The sequence below is a fragment of the Enterobacter sp. 61D5 genome (assembly GCF_034107965.1).
In the GTDB taxonomy this organism is placed as follows: domain Bacteria; phylum Pseudomonadota; class Gammaproteobacteria; order Enterobacterales; family Enterobacteriaceae; genus Enterobacter; species Enterobacter cloacae_M.
The window spans coordinates 154,205-178,220 of sequence record NZ_JAWNFK010000011.1; the positions used below are offsets into that span (position 1 = coordinate 154,205).

21 protein-coding genes are annotated in these 24,016 nt (G+C 55.7%); 9 read left to right on the forward strand and 12 right to left on the reverse strand.

Annotated features, from left to right (window positions below):
- Positions 1-512: 512 nt before the first annotated feature.
- Both gltB and gltD read left to right on the forward strand, forming a co-directional pair.
- Positions 513-4,973: a glutamate synthase large subunit gene (gene gltB, locus UTM25_RS12875; RefSeq protein WP_032665053.1), complete on the forward strand. Its 4,461-nt coding sequence runs from the start codon at positions 513-515 to the stop codon at positions 4,971-4,973.
- Between the two features lie 9 nt (positions 4,974-4,982).
- A complete protein-coding gene (gene gltD, locus UTM25_RS12880) occupies positions 4,983-6,401 on the forward strand; it encodes a glutamate synthase subunit GltD (RefSeq protein WP_023309377.1) in 1,419 nt (472 codons plus the stop codon).
- A gap of 27 nt (positions 6,402-6,428) precedes the next feature.
- On the opposite strand, the gene sspB is transcribed toward gltD, so the two are convergent.
- From sspB to zapE, 5 genes are all read right to left on the reverse strand, one after another.
- The gene (gene sspB / locus UTM25_RS12885; RefSeq protein WP_194401334.1) at positions 6,429-6,926 is read right to left on the reverse strand and encodes a ClpXP protease specificity-enhancing factor; all 498 of its coding nucleotides are present in this window, start codon (positions 6,924-6,926) and stop codon (positions 6,429-6,431) included.
- 5 nt (positions 6,927-6,931) lie between these two features.
- Positions 6,932-7,570 (reverse strand): stringent starvation protein SspA, encoded by a 639-nt coding sequence (gene sspA, locus UTM25_RS12890; RefSeq protein WP_014885418.1) that lies wholly within the window; start codon positions 7,568-7,570, stop codon positions 6,932-6,934.
- 308 nt (positions 7,571-7,878) lie between these two features.
- On the reverse strand, positions 7,879-8,271 hold the full coding sequence (rpsI, locus tag UTM25_RS12895) for a 30S ribosomal protein S9 (RefSeq protein ID WP_003860436.1): 393 nt from the start codon (positions 8,269-8,271) through the stop codon (positions 7,879-7,881).
- A 15-nt stretch (positions 8,272-8,286) separates the two neighbouring features.
- Positions 8,287-8,715 (reverse strand): 50S ribosomal protein L13, encoded by a 429-nt coding sequence (rplM, locus tag UTM25_RS12900; RefSeq protein WP_006178824.1) that lies wholly within the window; start codon positions 8,713-8,715, stop codon positions 8,287-8,289.
- 299 nt (positions 8,716-9,014) lie between these two features.
- Entirely contained in the window at positions 9,015-10,139 is a 1,125-nt protein-coding gene (gene zapE / locus UTM25_RS12905) for a cell division protein ZapE (protein ID WP_194401335.1), read from the reverse strand.
- A gap of 189 nt (positions 10,140-10,328) precedes the next feature.
- On the opposite strand from zapE, the gene zapG reads away from it, so the two are divergent.
- The 3 genes from zapG to degS all read left to right on the forward strand — a co-directional run bounded on the left by zapG (position 10,329) and on the right by degS (position 13,426).
- A complete protein-coding gene (gene zapG, locus UTM25_RS12910; protein WP_008502832.1) occupies positions 10,329-10,727 on the forward strand; it encodes a Z-ring associated protein ZapG in 399 nt (132 codons plus the stop codon).
- 172 nt (positions 10,728-10,899) lie between these two features.
- Complete coding sequence (gene degQ / locus UTM25_RS12915) at positions 10,900-12,267, forward strand: serine endoprotease DegQ (RefSeq protein ID WP_023309385.1); 1,368 nt, start codon at positions 10,900-10,902, stop codon at positions 12,265-12,267.
- Between the two features lie 91 nt (positions 12,268-12,358).
- Positions 12,359-13,426: an outer membrane-stress sensor serine endopeptidase DegS gene (gene degS / locus UTM25_RS12920; protein WP_194401336.1), complete on the forward strand. Its 1,068-nt coding sequence runs from the start codon at positions 12,359-12,361 to the stop codon at positions 13,424-13,426.
- A 57-nt stretch (positions 13,427-13,483) separates the two neighbouring features.
- Here degS and mdh read toward each other — a convergent pair whose 3' ends face one another.
- Positions 13,484-14,422: a malate dehydrogenase gene (gene mdh / locus UTM25_RS12925; protein WP_023309387.1), complete on the reverse strand. Its 939-nt coding sequence runs from the start codon at positions 14,420-14,422 to the stop codon at positions 13,484-13,486.
- Between the two features lie 397 nt (positions 14,423-14,819).
- Here mdh and argR point away from each other — a divergent pair, with 397 nt between their 5' ends.
- The 3 genes from argR (at position 14,820) to yhcN (UTM25_RS12940) (ending at position 16,316) form a co-directional block, all read left to right on the forward strand.
- Positions 14,820-15,290 (forward strand): transcriptional regulator ArgR, encoded by a 471-nt coding sequence (gene argR / locus UTM25_RS12930; protein ID WP_023309388.1) that lies wholly within the window; start codon positions 14,820-14,822, stop codon positions 15,288-15,290.
- Positions 15,291-15,665: 375 nt separating this feature from the next.
- Positions 15,666-15,938 (forward strand): peroxide/acid stress response protein YhcN, encoded by a 273-nt coding sequence (yhcN, locus tag UTM25_RS12935; protein ID WP_194401337.1) that lies wholly within the window; start codon positions 15,666-15,668, stop codon positions 15,936-15,938.
- Positions 15,939-16,049: 111 nt separating this feature from the next.
- Positions 16,050-16,316, forward strand: coding sequence for a peroxide/acid stress response protein YhcN (gene yhcN / locus UTM25_RS12940; protein ID WP_023333630.1), 267 nt, complete (start codon positions 16,050-16,052; stop codon positions 16,314-16,316).
- A gap of 61 nt (positions 16,317-16,377) precedes the next feature.
- Here the strand turns inward: yhcN (UTM25_RS12940) and UTM25_RS12945 are convergent, their stop codons facing one another.
- From UTM25_RS12945 to aaeX, 5 genes are all read right to left on the reverse strand, one after another.
- Positions 16,378-16,650: a barstar family protein gene (locus UTM25_RS12945; RefSeq protein ID WP_023309391.1), complete on the reverse strand. Its 273-nt coding sequence runs from the start codon at positions 16,648-16,650 to the stop codon at positions 16,378-16,380.
- Positions 16,651-16,695: 45 nt separating this feature from the next.
- Positions 16,696-18,150, reverse strand: a complete 1,455-nt coding sequence (locus UTM25_RS12950; RefSeq protein ID WP_194401338.1) for an NAD-dependent succinate-semialdehyde dehydrogenase — start codon at positions 18,148-18,150, stop codon at positions 16,696-16,698.
- 89 nt (positions 18,151-18,239) lie between these two features.
- Positions 18,240-20,207 (reverse strand): p-hydroxybenzoic acid efflux pump subunit AaeB, encoded by a 1,968-nt coding sequence (aaeB, locus tag UTM25_RS12955; RefSeq protein ID WP_194401339.1) that lies wholly within the window; start codon positions 20,205-20,207, stop codon positions 18,240-18,242.
- Positions 20,208-20,212: 5 nt separating this feature from the next.
- On the reverse strand, positions 20,213-21,145 hold the full coding sequence (gene aaeA, locus UTM25_RS12960; RefSeq protein ID WP_194401340.1) for a p-hydroxybenzoic acid efflux pump subunit AaeA: 933 nt from the start codon (positions 21,143-21,145) through the stop codon (positions 20,213-20,215).
- 7 nt (positions 21,146-21,152) lie between these two features.
- On the reverse strand, positions 21,153-21,356 hold the full coding sequence (aaeX, locus tag UTM25_RS12965; protein ID WP_194401341.1) for a p-hydroxybenzoic acid efflux pump operon protein AaeX: 204 nt from the start codon (positions 21,354-21,356) through the stop codon (positions 21,153-21,155).
- A 179-nt stretch (positions 21,357-21,535) separates the two neighbouring features.
- On the opposite strand from aaeX, the gene aaeR reads away from it, so the two are divergent.
- Positions 21,536-22,462: an HTH-type transcriptional activator AaeR gene (gene aaeR, locus UTM25_RS12970; RefSeq protein WP_023309395.1), complete on the forward strand. Its 927-nt coding sequence runs from the start codon at positions 21,536-21,538 to the stop codon at positions 22,460-22,462.
- A 77-nt stretch (positions 22,463-22,539) separates the two neighbouring features.
- On the opposite strand, the gene tldD is transcribed toward aaeR, so the two are convergent.
- Positions 22,540-23,985 carry a metalloprotease TldD gene (gene tldD / locus UTM25_RS12975; protein WP_029740073.1) on the reverse strand — a complete coding sequence of 482 codons (1,446 nt, stop codon included), beginning with the start codon at positions 23,983-23,985 and terminating at the stop codon, positions 22,540-22,542.
- Positions 23,986-24,016: the final 31 nt, after the last annotated feature.

Genomic DNA, 24,016 nt, shown 5'->3' on the forward strand with positions numbered 1-24,016 from the left:
TTCATTTATAGCGCCACCACTGAAAAACAGTGGGTTTATGCGGGTTTGCAGTCATTGCCAGATTATTATTCTGCTATAAAACGGCTATTCAGCACGCTACATTGATAATACCGCTTTCATATAGTGAGTCAGATCACACTCCGCTGCGTCCTGCCAGGGCATACAATCAATGTAAAAATAGTTAAATTCCATTTAATTTCAAAGACATAAACTCTCTTTAGCACATTTTTGTATAAATAAGATTGCCATTTGACCTGTGTACCAATTCCCGATAAGTTGGAAATCCGCTGGAAGCTTTCTGGATGAGCGGCCTGCTCATCATATTTATGCAGTAATTGAGATTCCCTCTGAAGCAAGTCCTCAAACTTGTTTACCTGCGCGAAAGGATGAAAAAGAGGGCGAATGCGAGGTCCGCGTATGAAACGCAAACCCCGTCGCCATGCTCTTTCTGTGCCTGTGCGCCACGGTAAAGTTCAGTGGGAAGCCCGACGAGCCTGGGGAGGTTCACTGATATGTTGTACGATAAATCCCTTGAGAAGGATAACTGTGGTTTCGGCCTGATCGCCCACATAGAAGGCGAACCTAGCCACAAGGTAGTGCGTACTGCTATTCACGCACTGGCCCGAATGCAGCACCGTGGCGCGATTCTTGCCGATGGTAAAACGGGCGACGGTTGCGGCCTGCTGCTGCAAAAACCGGATCGTTTCTTCCGCATCGTGGCGGAAGAGCGCGGCTGGCGTTTAGCCAAAAACTACGCTGTCGGCATGCTGTTCCTGAACCAGGATCCTGAAAAGGCTGCCGCCTCACGCCGCATCGTCGAAGAAGAACTTCAGCGTGAAACCCTGTCGATTGTCGGCTGGCGCAATGTGCCAACCAACGAAGGGGTGCTCGGTGAAATCGCCCTCTCCTCGCTGCCTCGTATTGAACAGATTTTCGTCAACGCGCCTGCGGGCTGGCGTCCGCGTGATATGGAACGCCGTCTGTTTATTGCCCGCCGCCGCATTGAAAAACGTCTCCAGGACGATAAAGAGTTCTACGTCTGTAGCCTCTCTAACCTGGTGAACATCTATAAGGGTCTGTGTATGCCGGCTGACCTGCCGCGCTTCTACCTGGACCTGGCGGACCTGCGTCTGGAATCGGCCATTTGCCTGTTCCACCAGCGCTTCTCCACCAACACCGTTCCACGCTGGCCGCTTGCTCAACCGTTCCGCTACCTGGCGCACAACGGCGAGATCAACACCATCACCGGTAACCGCCAGTGGGCCCGCGCCCGTACCTATAAATTCCAGACGCCGCTGATCCCTGACCTGCACGATGCCGCGCCGTTCGTGAACGAAACCGGCTCTGACTCCAGCTCCATGGATAACATGCTGGAACTGCTGCTGGCAGGCGGGATGGACATTGTGCGCGCCATGCGTCTGCTCGTGCCACCGGCCTGGCAGAACAACCCGGATATGGACCCTGAGCTGCGCGCGTTCTTCGACTTTAACTCCATGCACATGGAGCCGTGGGACGGCCCGGCGGGCATCGTCATGTCCGACGGCCGCTTTGCCGCCTGTAACCTGGACCGTAACGGTCTGCGTCCGGCGCGCTACGTCATCACCAAAGACAAGCTCATCACCTGCGCCTCTGAAGTCGGTATCTGGGATTACCAGCCTGACGAAGTGGTCGAGAAAGGCCGCGTCGGTCCGGGCGAGCTGATGGTGATCGACACCCGCGGAGGTCGCATTCTGCACTCTGCCGAAACCGATCACGATCTTAAAAGCCGTCATCCGTACAAAGAGTGGATGGAGAAGAACGTCCGTCGCCTCGTGCCGTTCGAAGATTTATCAGATGAAGAAGTGGGTCGTCGCGAACTGGACGACGATACGCTTGCAAGCTTCCAGAAACAGTTTAACTACAGCGCGGAAGAGCTGGACTCTGTTATTCGCGTACTGGGTGAAAACGGCCAGGAAGCGGTCGGCTCCATGGGGGACGATACCCCATTTGCCGTGCTCTCCAGCCAGCCGCGCATCATCTATGACTATTTCCGCCAGCAGTTCGCGCAGGTGACCAACCCGCCGATCGACCCGCTGCGCGAAGCGCACGTGATGTCGCTGGCTACCAGCATCGGTCGCGAGATGAACGTCTTCTGCGAGGCAGAAGGCCAGGCGCACCGTCTGACCTTTAAATCGCCGATCCTGCTGTACTCCGATTTCAAACAGCTCACCACCATGAAAGAGGAGCACTACCGCGCCGATACGCTCGATATTACCTTCGACGTGACCGAAGCGAGCCTCGAAGAGACGGTGAATGCGCTGTGTGACAAAGCCGAACAGATGGTGCGTAACGGTACCGTTCTGCTGGTGCTCTCCGACCGCAATATTGCGAAAAACCGTCTGCCGGTGCCAGCCCCGATGGCGGTCGGTGCTATCCAGACGCGTCTGGTCGACAAGAGCCTGCGCTGCGACGCCAACATCATTGTGGAAACCGCCAGCGCCCGCGACCCGCACCACTTTGCCGTGCTGTTAGGCTTTGGCGCGACGGCGATCTACCCGTACCTGGCCTACGAAACGCTGGCACGCCTGGTGGATACCCGCGCGATCGACAAAGATTACCGCGCGGTGATGCTGAACTACCGTAACGGCATCAACAAAGGCCTGTATAAGATCATGTCCAAAATGGGCATCTCGACCATTGCCTCCTACCGCTGTTCGAAGCTGTTTGAAGCGGTCGGCCTGCATGACGAGGTCGCCAACCTCTGCTTCCAGGGCGTGGTCAGCCGCATCGGCGGCGCCGGTTTTGCTGACTTCCAGCAGGATCTGGTGAACCTGTCCAAACGTGCCTGGCTGGCACGTAAGCCGCTGGATCAGGGCGGTCTGCTGAAATACGTTCACGGCGGCGAGTATCATGCATACAACCCGGATGTGGTGCGCACGCTGCAGCAGGCGGTTCAGAGCGGTGAATACAGCGATTACCAGCAGTACGCTGAGCTGGTAAACAACCGCCCGGCGGCAACGCTGCGCGACCTCATTGCCCTGAACCCGGGTGATGAAGCGGTCAGCATTGACGAGGTTGAGCCTGCATCCGAGCTGTTCAAACGCTTCGATACCGCGGCGATGTCCATCGGCGCGCTGAGCCCGGAAGCCCACGAAGCGCTGGCGGAAGCCATGAACAGCATCGGCGGCAACTCCAACTCCGGCGAAGGCGGTGAAGATCCGGCGCGTTACGGCACCAACAAAGTGTCCCGTATCAAGCAGGTGGCATCCGGTCGCTTTGGCGTGACGCCTGCGTACCTGGTGAACGCCGACGTGATCCAGATTAAAGTCGCTCAGGGTGCTAAACCGGGCGAAGGCGGCCAGCTGCCGGGTGATAAAGTTACCCCGTACATCGCCAAACTGCGCTATTCCGTGCCGGGCGTGACGCTGATCTCCCCGCCGCCGCACCACGATATCTACTCTATCGAGGACTTAGCCCAGCTAATTTTCGACCTGAAGCAGGTCAACCCGAAGGCGATGATCTCCGTGAAGCTGGTTTCCGAACCGGGCGTCGGCACCATCGCTACCGGCGTGGCGAAAGCCTATGCGGATCTCATCACCATCGCCGGCTACGACGGCGGCACCGGCGCAAGCCCGCTCTCCTCCGTGAAATACGCGGGCTGCCCGTGGGAGCTTGGCCTGGTGGAAACCCAGCAGGCGCTGGTGGCTAACGGTCTGCGTCACAAGATCCGTCTGCAGGTGGACGGCGGCCTGAAAACCGGTCTCGACATCATTAAAGCGGCGATCCTCGGCGCGGAAAGCTTCGGCTTCGGTACCGGCCCAATGGTTGCGCTCGGCTGTAAATACCTGCGTATTTGCCACCTGAACAACTGCGCAACCGGCGTTGCAACCCAGGACGAGAAGCTGCGTAAGAACCACTATCACGGTCTGCCGTTCAAAGTGACCAACTACTTTGAGTTCATCGCCCGCGAAACCCGCGAGCTGATGGCGCAGCTGGGCGTGAAGCGTCTGGTGGACCTGATTGGCCGTACCGACCTGCTGAAAGAGCTGGAAGGCTTCACGGCGAAGCAGCAGAAGCTGGAGCTGAGCAAGCTGCTGGAAACCGCGCAGCCGCACCCTGGCAAAGCGGTCTACTGCACCGAGAACAACCCGCCGTTCGATAACGGCGTGCTGAACGCGCAGCTGCTGCAGCAGGCGAAACCGTACGTGGACGACAAGCAGAGCAAAACGTTCTGGTTTGATATCCGCAACACCGACCGCTCCGTGGGCGCCTCCCTCTCCGGCTACATCGCGCAAACGCACGGTGACCAGGGGCTGGCAGCGGATCCGATTACCGCGCACTTCAGCGGTACCGCGGGTCAGAGCTTCGGCGTATGGAACGCAGGCGGCGTTGAGCTGTACCTGACCGGCGATGCCAACGACTACGTCGGTAAAGGCATGGCAGGCGGTCTGCTGGCGGTGCGTCCTCCGGTCGGCTCAGCCTTCCGCAGCCATGAAGCCAGCATCATCGGTAACACCTGCCTGTACGGCGCGACCGGCGGTCGTCTCTTTGCAGCAGGCCGTGCGGGCGAGCGTTTTGCGGTGCGTAACTCCGGTGCTATCACCGTGGTGGAAGGCATTGGCGATAACGGGTGTGAATACATGACGGGCGGGATTGTTTGCGTTCTGGGTAAAACCGGCGTGAACTTCGGCGCGGGCATGACGGGCGGTTTTGCGTACGTCCTGGACGAAGACGGCGAGTTCCGCAAACGCGTGAACCCGGAGCTGGTGGAAGTGCTGGACGTTGATACGCTGGCTATCCATGAAGAACACCTGCGCGGCTTGATTACCGAACACGTGCAGCATACCGGTTCTTCGCGCGGCGAAGAGATCCTGGCGAACTGGCCGGCGTTCTCTGCGAAATTCGCGCTGGTTAAGCCGAAGTCCAGCGATGTTAAAGCCCTGTTGGGTCACCGTAGTCGTAGCGCAGCAGAGCTGCGCGTGCAGGCGCAGTAAGGAATTCAGATGAGCCAGAACGTATACCAGTTTATCGACCTGCAGCGTGTTGATCCGCCAAAGAAACCGCTGAAGATCCGCAAAATTGAATTTGTTGAAATCTACGAGCCGTTTTCAGAAGGCCAGGCCAAGGCACAGGCAGACCGCTGCCTGTCCTGCGGTAACCCTTACTGCGAATGGAAATGTCCGGTACACAACTACATCCCGAACTGGCTGAAGCTGGCCAACGAAGGGCGTATTTTTGAAGCCGCCGAGCTGTCTCACCAGACCAACACCCTGCCGGAAGTGTGCGGCCGCGTGTGCCCTCAGGACCGTCTGTGCGAAGGCTCCTGTACGCTGAACGACGAGTTCGGCGCGGTGACCATCGGCAACATCGAGCGCTATATCAACGATAAAGCGTTCGAAATGGGCTGGCGTCCGGACATGACCGGCGTGAAGCAAACCGACAAGCGCGTGGCGATCATCGGCGCGGGCCCGGCGGGCCTGGCCTGTGCGGACGTGCTGACCCGCAACGGCGTGAAGGCGGTGGTCTTTGACCGCCATCCGGAAATCGGCGGTCTGCTGACCTTCGGTATCCCGGCCTTCAAGCTGGAAAAAGAGGTCATGACCCGTCGCCGTGAAATCTTCACCGGCATGGGCATTGAGTTCAAACTGAACGTGGAGGTGGGCCGCGACGTGCAGCTCGACGACCTGCTGAAGGATTACGACGCCGTGTTCCTCGGCGTGGGCACCTATCAGTCCATGCGCGGCGGTCTGGAGAACGAAGATGCGCCAGGCGTGTACGATGCGCTGCCGTTCCTGATTGCCAATACCAAGCAGATCATGGGCTACGGCGAAACCGCCGATGAGCCGTTCGTAAGCATGGAAGGCAAACGCGTGGTGGTGCTGGGCGGCGGTGATACCGCGATGGACTGCGTGCGTACCTCCATTCGTCAGAATGCGGCACACGTGATCTGCGCCTATCGTCGTGACGAAGAGAACATGCCGGGCTCTAAACGCGAAGTGAAAAACGCGCGTGAAGAGGGCGTGGAGTTCCAGTTCAACATCCAGCCTCTGGGTATTGAAGTGAATGCCAACGGTAAAGTGAGCGGCGTGAAGATGGCGCGCACTGAGATGGGCGCACCGGATGCGAAAGGCCGTCGTCGCGCCGAGATCGTAGCCGGTTCGGAGCACGTGATCCCGGCCGATGCCGTAGTGATGGCGTTCGGTTTCCGTCCTCACAGCATGGAATGGCTGGCGAAGCACAGCGTTGAGCTGGATTCGCAGGGCCGCGTGATTGCGCCAGAAGGTAGCGACAACGCATTCCAGACCAGCAACCCGAAAATATTCGCCGGTGGTGATATCGTTCGTGGTTCTGACCTGGTGGTAACGGCGATTGCCGAAGGCCGTAAAGCGGCTGACGGGATCCTGAACTACCTGGAAGTGTAAAAAAAACAGGCCCGATTGGGCCTGTTTTTATTTCACGACGCGAAGAGCCGGACGACCACCGCGCGGAGGCGGATCGTCATCAGGGTCATTGTCGTCGTGATGATCGGGTTTATCACCATCGATAAGTGACATCACCGTGTCGCTTTCGCGCTCATCGGATCCGTTGTCATCATTCAGGCTGGCAACATCTTCATCATACGCCGCTTCCGGCTCGAACATGGTACCCGCACCGTTTTCACGCGCGTAGATAGCCAGCACGGCTGCCAGAGGTACGGAAACCTGACGCGGCACGCCGCCGAAACGCGCGTTGAAGCGCACTTCATCGTTTGCCAGCTCCAGGTTACCCACCGCACGCGGCGCAATGTTCAGTACGATCTGTCCGTCACGCGCGTATTCCATAGGAACCAGCACGCCCGGCAACGTCACATCCACAACCAGGTGCGGCGTGAGCTGGTTATCCAGCAGCCATTCATAGAAGGCGCGCAGCAGATAAGGACGGCGTGGGGTAAGTTGTGACATTTCCACAGTCATTAGCCTCGGCCGAGACGCATTTCACGTTCCGGTTCAGTTAAAGATGCCAGGAAAGAGTCGCGTTCAAATACGCGAGTCATATAGCCCTTCAGCTCTTTCGCGCCAGGACCGCTGAACTCTACGCCCAGGGTTGGCAGACGCCACAGCAGTGGTGCCAGGTAGCAATCCACCAGGCTGAACTCATCGCTCAGGAAGAATGGTTTCTGACCAAACACAGGAGCAATCGCAAGCAGCTCTTCACGCAGCTGCTTACGCGCAGCGTCAGCTTCAGAAGCAGAACCGCTGGTAATCACGTTCATCAGCGAGTACCAGTCTTTTTCGATACGCTGCATGTACAGGCGGCTTTCACCACGCGCGACAGGGTAAACAGGCATCAGCGGCGGATGCGGGAAACGCTCATCCAGATATTCCATAATGATACGGGATTCCCACAGGGTCAGCTCGCGATCCACCAGCGTCGGTACGCTTTGGCTCGGGTTGAGATCGATCAGATCCTGAGGCGGGTTATCCTTTTCCACATGCTCGATCTCAAAACTGACACCCTTCTCGGCCAGCACGATACGAACCTGATGGCTATAAATGTCAGTAGGACCAGAAAACAGCGTCATTACCGAACGTTTGTTGGCAGCGACAGCCATGAAAACCTCCAGGTATATTCAGAATTTTTACTGCTACCAGCCCAACAGGGGCCAGCCAGATGTTGTATCGCCCATCCCAGAGAAAACACATTGTTCAAGAAACGAACAAAAATCGAGTATTCACCGATATTTGGGCAGAAAATTGGATGATAGTTTACCAGATTTTGATGGCTTTGTGGTGAGGGGATTCTGGAAATGTGGAAAAAGAGAAGATATATGCATGGAGATTGTGGATAACCTGCGCATTATCCATAAAAAAACCCGCCGAAGCGGGTTTTTCGCCAATCGTTCTGCGTAAGCAGAATGGATTAACGTTTGGAGAACTGTGGACGACGACGTGCTTTACGCAGACCCACTTTCTTACGTTCAACCTGACGCGCGTCACGAGTAACGAAGCCAGCTTTACGCAGTTCAGAACGCAGGGATTCGTCGTACTCCATCAGAGCGCGGGTGATACCGTGACGGATCGCACCTGCCTGACCGGAGATACCACCACCTTTAACGGTGATGTACAGATCCAGTTTTTCTACCATATCAACCAGTTCCAGCGGCTGGCGAACTACCATGCGGGCAGTTTCGCGACCGAAGTATTGTTCCAGAGAACGCTGGTTGATTACGATTTTACCACTGCCCGGTTTGATGAAAACGCGAGCTGCGGAACTTTTGCGGCGACCAGTGCCGTAGTATTGATTTTCAGCCATTGCCTATAATCCCGATTAGATGTCAAGAACTTGCGGTTGCTGTGCCGCGTGGTTGTGCTCGTTGCCTGCGTAAACTTTCAGTTTACGGAACATAGCACGACCCAGCGGGCCTTTTGGCAGCATGCCTTTAACCGCGATTTCAATCACACGCTCAGGACGGCGGGCAATCATCTCTTCAAAGGTCGCTTCTTTGATACCACCGATGTGGCCAGTGTGGTGATAGTACACTTTGTCAGTACGCTTGTTGCCGGTTACAGCAACTTTATCAGCGTTCAGAACGATGATGTAATCACCGGTATCAACGTGCGGAGTGTATTCCGCTTTATGCTTACCGCGCAGGCGACGAGCCAGTTCAGTAGCCAGACGGCCCAGAGTTTTACCGGTCGCGTCAACAACATACCAGTCGCGCTGTACGGTTTCTGGTTTAGCTGTAAAAGTTTTCATTAAAAGCTTACCCAAATAATAAGTTACACGTTGGTGAACACCCAAACGTTTAGTCAGTTGAGGTTCACACGACAAAGTCCGGCAAACCTACCCCTTCGAATAGCACATGCCGACACATAGAAAGTTTCGGGAAAAAAACCTTCTCGTAACGTGGGGTCGCAAGATTATAGAGAAGTTGAGGTCAAAGATCGACCCTTAAATGTGATTTGGAATGGGTTTTTCGGGGGGGTGGAAAATGCCGGGTGGCGGCTGCGCCTTACCCGGCCTACAAGGTTCCCTTCTCAGGGAGAGGGTGGCATTTATGGCATATGCTCCAGCTTCAGGTATTCCTCACTCTGCATCTCCTGCAGGCGCGACAGGCAGCGCTGGAACTCAAATTTCAGCCGCTCTCCCTGGTAAATCTCATATAAAGGTACCTCGGCGCTGACCACCAGCTTGACGTGGCGCTCATAAAACTCATCCACCAGCGCAATGAAGCGCCGTGCTTCGCTCTCCATCAGCCGCGTCATCACCGGTACATCCAGCACCATCACGGTGTGGAACAGACGCGAAAGCGCAATGTAGTCATGCTGGCTGCGGGCATCCACGCAGAGCGTCGTAAAGGAGACCGCCAGCGTTTGGTTTTCGACGCCGAGCGTGGGCAGCGGTCGATGGTTAATCTCGAGTTCCGGGGCGTGCTCGCGTTTTGCTCCCGCCAGCGCCAGCCAGAGTGTATCCATCTCGCGGGTGGTCTCTGCATTTAACGGCGAAAGCCACAGATGCGCCTGAGTCAGCGTGCGCAGACGATAATCGACACCGGCATCGACGTTCATAATGTCGCAGTGCTGCTTGAGGGCATCGATGGCGGGCAGGAAGCGTGCCCGCTGCAGGCCGTTACGATAGAGCTCATCCGGCGGGATATTCGACGTGGCCACCAGCGTGACCCCGCGGGCAAATAGCGCTTTCATCAGGCCGCCTAGCAGCATGGCATCGGTGATGTCAGACACAAAAAACTCGTCGAAGCAGAGCACGTCGGTTTCAGCTTTGAACCTGTCGGCCACAATCTCCAGCGGATCGCTCTTGCCCTGCAGTGCGGTCAGTTCTTCATGCACCCGCAGCATAAAACGATGGAAGTGCAGACGCTGCTTACGTGCGCCAGGCAGGCTCATATAAAACAGGTCCATCAGCCAGGTTTTTCCGCGACCGACCCCGCCCCACATATATAAACCGCGCACCGGCGCGTGAGCCTGTTGCGTTTTTTTACCGAGCAACCGCCCAAACGCCGCCTTTAGCCCACCGTTCTGTTCAACTTCAGCGGGTTTTGCCGTGAGCTCCTGATAAATCATCTCAAGACGGTTCACCGCCTCACGTTGAACGTCATCAGGCTGATGAGAGCCCTCGTTAAGGGCCAGTTGATATCGCGATGCAGGGGACAGGTTTTGCATAATCTTATTGTTATTCCTTCAATTAACGCTCACCAGCAGACGTGACTGATGAAAAAAAGGCCGTTCTACACTACGCGATGATACGTCAGGATTCCACTTCTGCAGAAATAGCGGTTATAGTGGCATTATCAGGCACAGGCAGGAGCCGAGCCAACACCCTACGGAACAACAAGACAACGGGAGAAGTTCATGACCTGGGAATATGCGCTAATCGGTTTAGTCGTCGGCATCGTCATCGGTGCTGTGGCCATGCGTTTCGGTAATCGCAAATTGCGTCAGCAGCAGTCACTGCAGTACGAACTGGAAAAGAACAAAGCCGAGCTGGAAGAGTATCGTGAAGAGCTGGTCAGCCATTTTGCCCGTAGCGCCGAGCTGCTGGACAACATGGCAACCGACTATCGTCAGCTGTATCAACATATGGCAAAAAGCTCCAGCAGCCTGCTGCCGGAAATGACCGCGGAAACCAACCCGTTCCGCAACCGTCTGGCTGACTCTGAAGCCGGTAACGATCAGGCGCCCGTTCAGATGCCTCGCGACTATTCCGATGGCGCGTCCGGCCTGCTGCGCGGCGGTGTAAAACGCGATTAATCGCACAACCTGAATTTATTTTACGGGCGCAGCGATTGCGCCCGTCCTTTCCTGATGACCCCAGCTATCATTTAGTTAAACACCTCATTGTTCAGCGGTTTAAAATTCAATAACATCAACGTGTTTTTTAGGGCCGTTTTTCCTTTATTCCAGGTTACGAGAGTCAACATCGATGAAGAAAAAAAACCAGCTGTTGAGCGCTATCGCGTTAAGTGTCGGGTTATCTCTCTCGGCGTCCGTCCCTGTATTTGCCGCCATTCCTTCCCAGGTGCCTGGCCAGGCGGCCATTCCAAGCCTCGCGCCAATGCTGGAAAAAGTGTTGCCTGCGGTCGTCAGCGTTCAGGTTGAGGGCACCGCAGTACAAAGCCAACGCGTCCCTGAAGAACTGAAAAAATATTTCGGCGATGAGTCTCCCGACCAGCAGGCGCAGCCTTTTGAAGGCCTGGGCTCTGGCGTCATTATTGATGCGGCAAAAGGCTATATCCTGACCAACAATCACGTCATCAGCCAGGCCGATAAGATCAGCGTCCAGCTGAACGATGGCCGTGAATTTGATGCCAAACTGATCGGCGGCGATGACCAGAGCGACATCGCGCTGCTGCAGGTACAAAACCCAAGCAACCTGACCCAGATTGCCATCGCGGATTCCGACAAACTGCGCGTCGGCGATTTTGCCGTCGCCGTGGGCAACCCCTTTGGCTTAGGGCAGACCGCAACTTCCGGGATCGTCTCGGCGCTCGGGCGCAGCGGCCTCAATCTGGAAGGGCTGGAAAACTTTATCCAGACCGATGCATCAATCAACCGTGGTAACTCCGGCGGAGCATTGCTCAACCTTAACGGCGAGCTGATTGGGATTAACACGGCGATTCTGGCCCCGGGCGGCGGCAGCATCGGGATCGGTTTTGCTATCCCCAGCAATATGGCCAAAACCCTGGCGCAGCAGCTGATCCAGTTCGGTGAAATCAAACGCGGGCTGCTGGGTATTAAAGGTATGGAGATGAGCGCGGATATCGCAAAAGCGTTCAATATCAACGTACAGCGCGGGGCGTTTGTCAGTGAAGTGCTGCCAAATTCCGGCTCGGCAAAAGCGGGCGTGAAATCGGGAGATGTGATCGTCAGCCTGAACGACAAACCGCTGAACAGCTTTGCAGAACTGCGCTCCCGGATTGCCACAACGGAACCTGGCGCCAAAGTGAAGCTGGGCCTGATACGTGACGGTAAGCCGCTTGACGTTGAGGTGACGCTGGATAAGAGCACCTCATCTTCGGCCAGTGCGGAGCTTATCGCCCCGGCGCTACAGGGGGCTACGTTGAGCGACGGGCAGCTGAAGGACGGCACGAAAGGCATTAGCATCGATACCGTTGAGAAGAGCAGCCCTGCCGCACAGGCCGGATTGCATCAGGATGACGTGATTATCGGTGTAAACCGCAACCGCGTGCAGTCTATTGCCGAACTGCGCAAGGTGCTGGAAAGTAAACCGGCGGTTATTGCCCTGCAGGTCATGCGTGGCAATGAGTCCATCTATATTCTGTTGCGCTAAGCATTTGCGACCCGGACATCACCGCTGCGTGTGATGTCCGGATAACTCATGTTATGCTGCAAATCGTTCCTTTTTTAACGACACGCGCATCATGCTTTTAAAGCTCTTACGTTCTACTGTCATCGGTTTGATTGTCGCTGGCCTGCTGCTGCTGGCGCTGCCGTCTTTACGTCAGTTCAATAAACTGTCGGCTCCCCAGTTCGATAGCACGGATGAAACGCCGGCCACCTATAACCAGGCCGTCCGCCGTGCCGCACCTGCCGTGGTTAACGTCTATAACCGAGGCCTGAATACCTCAGCCCATAACCAGCTGGAGATCCGTACCCTCGGCTCCGGCGTGATCATGGACGAGCGCGGCTACATTATTACCAACAAGCACGTGATTAACGATGCCGACCAGATCATCGTCGCCCTGCAGGATGGCCGCGTGTTTGAGGCGTTACTCGTTGGGTCTGACAGCCTGACCGACCTGGCCGTTCTGAAAATTAACGCCACGGGCGGTTTGCCGGTCATCCCGATCAACCGTAAACGTACCCCGCATATTGGTGACGTCGTACTGGCTATCGGTAACCCTTACAACCTGGGCCAGACCATCACCCAGGGGATTATCAGCGCGACCGGTCGTATCGGTTTGAACCCCTCCGGGCGGCAGAACTTCCTGCAAACCGATGCCTCCATCAACCACGGTAACTCCGGCGGGGCGCTGGTCAACTCGCTGGGCGAGCTGATGGGCATCAACACCCTCTCGTTCGATAAGAGTAACGACGGTGAGACGCCGGAAGGGATCGGCTTTGCCATTCCGTTCCAGCTGGCGACCAAAATTATGGATAAACTGATTCGCGACGGACGCGTGATCCGCGGCTATATCGGTATCGGCGGGCGCGAAATTGCACCGATGCATACCCAGGGCGGCGGTATCGATCAGATTCAGGGCATTGTGGTTAACGAGGTGGCACAGGGTGGTCCGGCGGCTAACGCGGGGATTCAGGTAAACGATGTCATTGTGTCGGTCAACGGCACGCCAGCGGTCTCTGCGCTGGAGACGATGGATCAGGTGGCAGAAATTCGCCCAGGTTCTATCATCCCTGTTGAGGTCATGCGCAACGATAAGAAACTGACGCTGCACGTGACGATTCAGGAATACCCGGCCACTAACTGACAGGCATAAAAAAACGGAGCGATAAGCTCCGTTTTTTTTACCGGGAGACGGTTCGTTTTACTTGTTAACGAACTCTTCTCCCAGGGTGATATCTTTCTTCAGCGTATCCAGCATGCCTTCCATCGCGTGTTGTTCAAACGCGCTCAGCGTACCAATGGATTTACGCTCTTCGATACCGTTTTTACCCAGCAGCAGCGGCTGAGAGAAGAAGCGAGCGTGTTCGCCATCGCCTTCAACGTAAGCGCATTCAACAACGCCTTTCTCGCCCTGCAGAGCGCGAACCAGTGACAGACCAAAACGCGCAGCCGCCTGGCCCATAGACAGGGTTGCAGAACCGCCGCCCGCTTTCGCTTCCACCACTTCGGTGCCCGCGTTCTGGATGCGTTTAGTCAGGTCAGCCACTTCCTGCTCGGTGAAGCTCACGCCTGGGATCTGCGACAGCAGAGGCAGGATGGTGACGCCAGAGTGACCGCCAATTACCGGTACTTCCACTTCTGTTGGCTGCTTGCCTTTCAGCTCAGCAACAAAGGTGTTGGAACGGATGATATCCAGCGTGGTTACGCCGAACAGTTTGTTTTTGTCGTAAACACCCGCTTTCTTCAGCACTTCTGCCGCGATAGCCACGGTGGTGTTCACCGGGTTAGTGATGATCCCGATGCATGCTTTCGGGCAGATTTCTGCAATCTGCTGCACCAGGTTTTTCACGATGCCCGCGTTGACGTTGAACAGGTCTGAACGATCCATGCCTGGCTTACGCGCCACGCCTGCAGAAATCAGCACCACGTCGGCACCCTGCAGAGCAGGACGTGCATCTTCACCGGAGAAGCCTTTGATTTTTACAGCAGTCGGGATGTGGCTCAGGTCAACCGCCACACCAGGGGTTACCGGAGCAATATCGTACAGGGAGAGTTCTGAGCCTGAAGGCAGTTGGGTTTTCAGTAGTAGGGCAAGCGCCTGGCCGATACCACCAGCAGCGCCGAGGACTGCGACTTTCATCCTAAACTCCTTATTATGGTTAACTTAAGTATCTGTAAATCCGTTGCAGCGACCATAATTCAGCAAGTAAATAATTACAATTTTCGTAGCTAAAGAATTTGAGGTCACGCGACTTTATCTCTCACCAGAAGACTATCTGACGACAGAGGGCAACGCATTAAGAGGTGGTTACAATACACCCTGCCCCGCCACCAAAACAACATCATTTTGATAACATTTAATTTACTTTTAAGCTTATTTGCGCGGCGTGACCCAGGCATGTTTTCTGATAACGAAATCTGATAAAATCACTCCCTTTCATAACATTATTTCAGCCTGGCGCTGAGTAGATAATTTGCATAAAAATTCATCCACATGCATAATAATGTTGTTTCTATCGTCATATTCCGGGTGACTTATGCGAAGCTCGTCTAAGCAAGAAGAATTAGTAAAGGCGTTTAAGGCGCTACTCAAAGAAGAGAAATTCAGTTCTCAGGGAGAAATTGTTCAGGCGCTGCAGGAACAAGGCTTCGATAATATCAATCAGTCGAAAGTCTCCCGCATGTTAACGAAATTTGGCGCAGTGCGTACGCGTAACGCCAAGATGGAGATGGTCTATTGCCTGCCGGCAGAACTTGGCGTGCCGACCACCTCCAGCCCGCTCAAAAACCTGGTTCTGGATATCGATCATAACGACGCCGTCGTGGTGATCCACACAAGCCCGGGTGCAGCACAGCTGATTGCCCGCATGCTGGACTCGTTGGGTAAAACGGAAGGTATCCTCGGAACTATCGCCGGTGATGACACCATCTTTACCACACCGGCCAGCGGTTTCTCCGTGAAAGATCTCCACGAAGCCATTCTGGTACTGTTCGAACAGGAACTCTAATCCCCTCTCCCCGTAGCGCCGCTGCGGGGATCGTTCTGCTTCCGCTGCGTTCTCCCCTCTTTTCTACTGCCCTTCACTTTGACAAATAGTGCTTTTTACCACCTATTAACATTCATCTGGTGAATGCTAAATCAAAAAATCGCACAAAAAATCAAAAGCTGATATCCATATGATTTTATTAGATATAACCAATAATAATGAACAAAAAACGCTCAATATTATGCAATTTGGTTATAAAAAACAGGCTGGTTAACACATAATAACAAAAGAAACCATTAGTCTGGTATTAATTTTTTCCGTTATTAGTGTATACTTGATTTTGTGATGAGGGTCACGAAACAAGACCCCACGAAAAAATTCGACGAGGTAAGAATCATGAAAATCAAATCAACTGTAGCGGCGCTCAGCGTCCTGTCCGTCCTGTCCGTCCTGTCATTCGGTGCTTTCGCAGCAGACTCTATCAACGCTGACCAGGCGCAATCCCGCCAGGCCATCGGTACGGTTTCTGTCGGCGCGGTCGGCACATCGCCAATGGACATGCATGAGATGCTGAACAAAAAAGCGGAAGAACAGGGTGCGTCATCCTATCGCGTCATCGAAGCGCGTTCCGGTGACCACTGGCACGCCACCGCTGAGCTGTACAAATAAGTTTTAGTAATAACTGAAAACGAAAATCTCCACTCAACGGCACCAGGCATAAAAATAGCGGTTCAACCCTTCTCGCCGTTGAGTAAAAAACCCTATTCAGGAGTAAAGACTATGAAAACCAAATTGATCATCGCAACCCTCGGTCTGGCATCCGTTCTCTCTTTCGGCGCAAGCGCAGCCGTACAGCAGGTAAATGCCGACCAGGCACAAAATCTACAGCGTATGGGCAGCATCTCCGTAACGTCTGTCACCGGTTCACCGATGGATATTCGTCACGAACTTGCCGCCAAAGCTGAAAAAGCAGGCGCCAGCAGCTATCGCGTCACCGAACTGAATCAGGGTGACCACTGGCATGCAACGGCAGAGCTGTATAAATAAACCCTCGTCGTATCTCATCATACGACTTGCCCCTGGCCTCATGGTCAGGGGCTTTTTTCATTCAATGCCGCGCGTTAAAGCGCAGCTGCCCTTCAAGCTCTTCTTCCGCTTCATCGAACAGCAATATCAGCGCGCCAAAACGTCTTCGCAGCTTATCGGGCAAATGGATGAACTCAATTTCCAGCGGTAGCGGCAACTGACTGCCGGTGACCACGTCCCACAGCGTATCCAGATTCGTCACGCTTTCTCGTTCAAGATCAAACGCCCGGATAAATTCACGGTAGAAGTCTTCCTGACTGTCGATCTCGTCAAAATCAAACGTATAGGTTTTCATTGCCAGCCACCCAGTCCAGGCGAGCGGCAGATGCCGCCCTGTCTATTATAATCCCCCAATATGCAGGGTTTTAACTTCCAGATACTCTTCCAGCCCCAGCACGGAGCCCTCTCGTCCAAGGCCTGACTCTTTTACGCCGCCAAAGGGCCCAAGCTCCGTGGAGACGGCGCACTCGTTGATGCCGATCATCCCGCTCTCGATGGCCTGTGAAACGCGGAAGACCCGAGAAAGATTCTGGGTGTAGAAGTAAGCCGCCAGTCCATAGGGGGTGTTGTTGGCGCGCTGGATAACTTCATCTTCCGAGGTGAAACGGAAGCACGCCGCCACCGGGCCAAACGTCTCTTCTTCTGCCAGCTTCATGCCTTCATGGCAGTCGCCCAGTACGGTTGGCATCCAGAAATTCCCGCCAAGCGGATGAGGCTTACCTCCTGCCAGTACGGTTGCGCCCCGGGCAACGGCGTCTTCGACATGCTCACGCACCTTGTTGACCGCAGAAGGTTCAATCAGCGGCCCGACGACCACCCCCTCCTCAAGACCATTACCCACCTTCAACGCATTCACCGCATCGGCGAGTTTATTCACAAATTTGTCGTAAACGGTTTCCTGAATATAAAAACGGTTCACGCTGACGCAGACCTGCCCGGTATTGCGGAACTTATTGGCGATCGCGCCCTTAACCGCTGCGTCGATATCCGCATCCTCAAAAACGATATACGGGGCATTTCCCCCCAGCTCCATCGAGACTTTTTTCATGGTTTCTGCGGCGTTACGCACCAGCGTTTTGCCGACGGAGGTTGAGCCGGTAAAGGAGATTTTACGTACGTCGCGGCTTGCCATAATCGCATCGCTGATTTCATGCGTATTCCCGGCTACGGCGTTGAGAACACCGTCGGGCACTCCGGCCTGTTTCGCCAGCGTAAGCAGCGCAAAGGCGCTGAGCGGCGTGTTATTGGCCGGTTTAATGACCCCGGTGCATCCTGCTGCCAGCGCCGGGCCTAACTTGCGGGTGAGCATGGCCATCGGGAAGTTCCACGGCGTAATCGCCGCGACCACACCAATGGGTTCACGGGTCGCCAGAATGCGTGAGCCGGGTTTTATCGGCGGAATAATTTCACCATTCGCGCGTTTGGCCTCTTCGGCAAACCACTGGATAAAGCTGGCGGCGTACTCGACTTCTCCCTCCGCTTCTTTCAGGGGTTTGCCCTGTTCGGTGGTCATCAACCGCCCGAGCCAGCTTTTATTCTCAATAATCAGTTCGTACCAGCGGTAGAGAATCGCCGAACGTTCTTTCGCGGTTTTGGCACGCCATGCCGGGAAGGCCTGGGTAGCCGCTGCAATAGCATCTTCGGTCTGTGCTTTACCCGCTTTAGCGACTTTAGCAATGACCTCGCCGGTCGCGGGATTCAGCACATCAAAGGTTGTATCCAGCGTTTTCCAGATTCCGTTGACCAGATAACCGGTCTGAAAAAGGATGTAGTCCTGAAGCGCCTGGGTCGTCATGTGTTCTCCCTTTCTGAAATGTAAGAACATGCTGGAATAAGTATAGCCACAAAAAAACCGACGCTTTTGGCGTCGGTTTTTTACTTCAGTCAGTTATCCGTGAGGGCATTCTGGTAGCGATGCAGCATAAACACCAGCCGTCCTACTGGCTCGGTCACCTGAGGCGGCGCCTCCCAGTGTTTGAGCTTTTCCTGATAGATATCGAGCTCTTCAAGCAGCTGCGTAAAGTAGCGACGCCGTTTGTCATCGCTGCTGGCAGAAAGCACGTGATCGGCGGTATGACGCAGCTGGCGGTGGTATGCCGACAGATCGTCGTTGATCGGCACGGGCGCGTTACGCAAACGCTGGTGCGCAATGATCATGGTTAACGCCAGGCGGAACTTCGCGATATCGCCCGGGAACTTGTTCAGCAGTAAAAACAGCTGCTGGTAGAGCGCGGGCAGGTGGTTCTCTTTACGGCGCGCGGTATTGGTTGTTAAAGACGACACGGCAGCCGACACAAACTGGTTCAGCAGCACGCGGCCCGTTCTTGCCTGCGAGTTATCCCGCACCAGCAGTATCACCATCATGGCCAGGAAACAGCCCACCAGCTGGCCTAACGCGCTGTCGAGGAACTGGCTGAAATGGAAGGTCATCGGGTTATCGAGCACGATGATGTTAATCGTACTCGCCAGCGCCCCCAGCGATCCCAGGCGCCGCTTTTGCACTTCAATGCCGATAAAGAACGCCATTACCGCCAGGCTAATACAGAGCAGCAGCATGCTCTGTTGCGTCGAGGGGATGATGACAAGGAAATAGAGCGCGCCTATGGGCAACGCGGCAATCGTGCCGTAGAGGAAATCAATGGCGACCATACGCGGGTTAGGCAGACGCATCGCCAGTGCGGTCACGACGGCAATCATTACCATCGCTCCGCTGCCGGACGTCCAGCCCGTCCACAGCCAGAACAGCGTGCCGAGCATGCAGGCAAGCGTCGTACGCCAGAAATTGACCATGGCGTGATGGCGCTCGGCGGATTCCGCCTTGATCACCACTTCCCCCTGCAGCACCTCTTCTTCCGCCGCGCTGATTTTGGTGTTACCAATCACGCCGCGCTTCAGCAGCAGATAGCGCGTCGCGGCGCCGACCCAGGTATAGATGGTCACCGGCGTGTCGCGCTCCCCGGTCCAGGCAATCACCCGACGCATGCGCTTAAGCTGCTTATGCACGTCCTGCACGGTTTCCACCGGCTCGGCAAACAGTTCGCGGAACGTATCGGTGACCGCTTCCGGCCGGGTGTTCTGAATCAGATAGGTTTCACAGGCCTGGGTAATCAGCGTCAGAGAGACGGTGTTGAGGGCTTTCAGGCGACGATTCGCGCGGGCCCAGCGCGAGGACTCCATGTTAAGGTTGCTGCGCATACCTTCCAGCGCCTGCGTACGGCGTACCAGCCCGCTCCAGGCTTTATCCACCTCTTCGCTGTCGCCATGCTTAATGCACAGCTGCATCAGCTGATACTGGGCAACAATCAGCGCGTCGAGCTCACGGTCGACCTCCTGCTTGATGGAGCGCGGGGAGAAAAGCAGATCAGCGACGATCGCGCTGACAATACCAATCACAATTTCGCTGCAGCGCTCCACCGCAAACTGCGGGGCCAGCAGCGGTTCGCTTTGGATAGTGATGATAATAATCAGCGCGGTATAGCCCGCCAGCCCCCAGGCGTAGGAGTTCTCCACTTTCACCAGAGACGAGATCCAGGTGCAGAAACCCGCCCAGATGCAGCAGACCATCAGCATCAGCAGTGGTGTGCGGATCATGAGAATAATAATGGTTAGCGCCGCGAAACAGCCGATAAACGTCCCGATAATACGCAGCATCCCGCGATAGCGGATCGCGCCTGAATAGGGTTCCCCGCCCGCGGCAAAGGCAGGACCCGCCGCGACAATCGCAGCCGTCAGCACTGCCCAGCGAGGGGTTTCAAGCTGGAAGTGGAAGCCAACAAACAGCGCCAGCACGATGGCGCACGCCAGCTTCACGGCGAAGCGAATGTGCTGGCTGGCGATGGAAAAGATACCCATGGCGATTAACCAAACTCGCGCAGGCGGTGGGCAATTTTACGGAAGAACGGGTCCTGGCTGGCATCCCGGTCCTTTTCACCGGTGATCACCACCGTCGCCGTGGTACCCGCAGGCCACAGATTTCCCTGCTGTTCGTCCAGGTGGATGCGCACCGGCACGCGCTGGGCCAGACGCACCCACTCCAGGTTGGAATCGACCGTCGCCATCCCTTTGGCATCGTTAGAGCTGCTGGAGTTAGTCACCCCTGCGGCAACGCTGTCGACGGTGCCTTTAAAGACGCGGTTGCTGCCGAGCGGCGTAATTTCAGCCCGATAACCTGGGCGCACGCCTTCCAGCTTGGTCTCTTCCATATAGGCGAGCACGTAGAAGGAGTTCTGTTTAACCAGCGCCACGGCGGTAGAGCCACGGGTAATGAATTCCCCGGCATAGACGTTGAGGTTGGTCACCCAGCCATCGGACGGCGCGCGGATCACGGTGCGCTCGAGATCGAGCTTCGCCAGATCGCGCGTTGCCTGCGCTTTCGCCAGCTGGTGCAGCACGGTTTGCAGCACGTTGTTGGACTGGTCAATCTCTTCACGGGACATTGCCTGAACGCCCAGCTGATTACGGCGGCCTGCCTCGCGGCGTTTCTCCGCAGCGAGCGCCTGATAATAGGCCACGTCCGCTTCTGCCTCTTCCAGCGCTTTCTGGTAACGAGGCTGGTCGATGGTGAACAGAACCTGATCTTTTTTCACCAGCTGGTTATCGTGGACGTTGACCGCCGTGATAAGACCGGCCACGTCAGGGGCTATTGCCACCACATCGGCGCTGAAGCGTGCATCACGCGTCCACGGTGATTCGGTGTAATAAACCCAGGCGCGGAAAATAGCGATGAAGGCGAGGATAACCAGCGCCATTGTGATGGCAGTGCGGGAGATTTTTCTTGTTAGCGTTTTCACATCAACCTCAGACAAACATGCGCGATATCAGATAAAACAGGCAGCAATACAGCGCGGTATTGAACAATGCAGGGTGCCAGACGAAATCGTAGATCCCGGTAGGGACCAGCACCTTGCGCACCAGCCAGAAGATCGCCAGTGATAAAAGAAGCTCGAAAAATATCGGTGGGAACGACAGACCGAACACCACGATAATGGGAAACAGACTCATGTTGACCTTGATAAGAGAGAGTGCAGGCTTCAGAATTTTTTAGCGCACGCCACCGCAGGAGAGCAAGAAACGCCGGGCGAGAATGGCGCAGCCGTTATGTAATTAATAATATATTAACGTAACTGTTATGCTGTTATCTATAATATGTGATCTAAATCACTTTTAAGCCAGAGTGAACAATGGAACGTTTAAAACGCATGTCGGTCTTCGCCAAAGTGGTTGAACTGGGCTCTTTTACCGCCGCTGCACGCCAGCTTCAGATGAGCGTCTCATCCATCAGCCAGACGGTGTCCAAACTGGAAGATGAGCTTCAGGTCAAGCTGCTCAACCGCAGCACCCGCAGCATTGGGCTGACGGAAGCGGGTAAAATTTACTATCAGGGCTGTCGCCGTATGCTGCTTGAAGTGCAGGATGTTCACGAACAGCTCTATGCCTTCAACAACACCCCCATCGGCACGCTGCGCATCGGGTGTTCTTCAACTATGGCACAAAATGTTCTCGCTGCCATGACTGCGGATATGCTGAAAGAGTATCCCGGGCTTACCGTCAATCTGGTGACGGGTATCCCGGCGCCGGATCTGATTGCCGACGGGCTGGACGTGGTGATCCGCGTCGGCGCGTTGCAGGATTCCAGCCTGTTCTCGCGTAGGCTGGGCAGCATGCCGATGGTCGTCTGCGCCTCGAAAAGCTATCTGGCGCAGTACGGTGTTCCGGAGAAACCCGCCGATCTCACCAACCACTCGTGGCTGGAGTACAGCGTGCGGCCCGATAATGAATTTGAGCTGATCGCTCCGGAAGGGATCTCCACCAGGCTGCTGCCGGAAGGACGGTTTGTCACCAACGATCCGATGACGATTTCACGCTGGCTGGTGGCCGGCGCCGGGATCGCCTACGTGCCGTTAATGTGGGTGATCAACGAGATCAACAGCGGCGTGCTGGAGATCCTCTTCCCGCGCTACCAGTCCGATCCGCGACCGGTGTACGCCCTGTATACCGAAAAAGACAAACTCCCGCTCAAGGTACAGGTGTGTATTAACTATCTGACCGAGTATTTTGTGGACGTGGCGGAGCTGTTTCAGGGGATGCGGGGGAGAAGGAAAGAGTAGGTCTTTTTCCAAAAGGACGAGGGAGAAAAGACAGCGCGGAGCAGTACCCTCACCCCTTTGGGGAGAGGGTCAGGAAATTACGCCGTGCCGCCCACCGTAAGGTTGTCCACCTTCAGCGTTGGCTGGCCCACGCCAACCGGCAGGCTCTGGCCCTCTTTACCGCAGACGCCCACGCCGTTATCCAGCTTCAGATCGTTACCGACCATGGAGATCTGCTGCATGGCTTCAATACCGGAGCCAATCAGCGTTGCACCCTTCACCGCTTTGGTCACTTTGCCTTTCTCGATCAGATACGCTTCTGACGTGGAGAAAACAAACTTACCGGAGGTAATGTCCACCTGGCCGCCGCCAAAGTTTGGCGCAAAGATACCGTAATCAACGGATTCGATAATCTCCTGCGGCGTGGATTTGCCCGGCAGCATGTATGTGTTAGTCATGCGCGGCATCGGCAGGTGCGCGTAAGATTCACGGCGTCCGTTGCCCGTTGGCGCCACGCCCATCAGACGCGCGTTGAGTTTGTCCTGCATGTAGCCTTTCAGCACGCCGTTTTCGATCAGCACATTGTACTGCCCTGGCGTACCTTCATCGTCGATAGCCACCGAGCCGCGACGATCGCGCATGGTGCCGTCATCCACCACGGTGCACAGCTCAGAGGAGACAAGCTGCCCGATTTGACCGCTGAACACGGACGTCCCGCGACGGTTAAAGTCGCCTTCCAGGCCGTGGCCTACGGCTTCGTGTAACAGCACGCCGGGCCAGCCAGCGCCCAGCACCACCGGGAATGAGCCCGCCGGCGCCGCGACGGCATTCAGATTCACCAGCGCCATGCGCACGGCTTCTTTCGCCCACGCGTCGGCGCGAGCTTCACCGTCAACGTCGCCCAGGAACCAGTCATAGCCGAAACGACCGCCGCCGCCGCTTGAGCCGCGTTCGCGTTTGCCGTCGTCATCGACCTGCACGCTGATAGAGAGACGCACCAGCGGGCGAACGTCTGCCGCAAGGGTACCATCCGTTGCCGCAACCAGAATCAACTCATACACGCCGCTCAGGCTGGCTGAAACTTCCTGCACGCGTTTATCCGCCGCGCGGGCGACTTTGTCCACGCGACGCAGGATATCCAGCTTCTCTTCACGGCTCATGCTCTGCAGCGGATCGATGCTGGTATAGAGCGCAGAGTGCTGCACTTCTCCCAGGGTTTTCACGCGACCATCGCCGGTATCACGCACAATGGTACGTGCGGCCTGCGCGCTCTGCTCGAGTGCGGTAAGGCTAATCTGATCGGCATAGGCAAAACCGGTTTTCTCGCCGCTGACGGCACGGACGCCGACGCCCTGGTCGATGTTGTAGGAGCCATCTTTGATGATGCTGTCTTCTAAAACCCAGGATTCGTGATAGCTCGACTGGAAATAAAGGTCGCCGTAGTCGAGACGGCGTTCGGTCAGTTGACCAAGAATGGAGAACAGGTCCTGATGGCTCAGGCCGTTCGCTGCGAGCAAATGTTCACTTACCAGGTTCAGACTCATCGTATTGCTACTCGTTCGTTGCCGCCCGTGG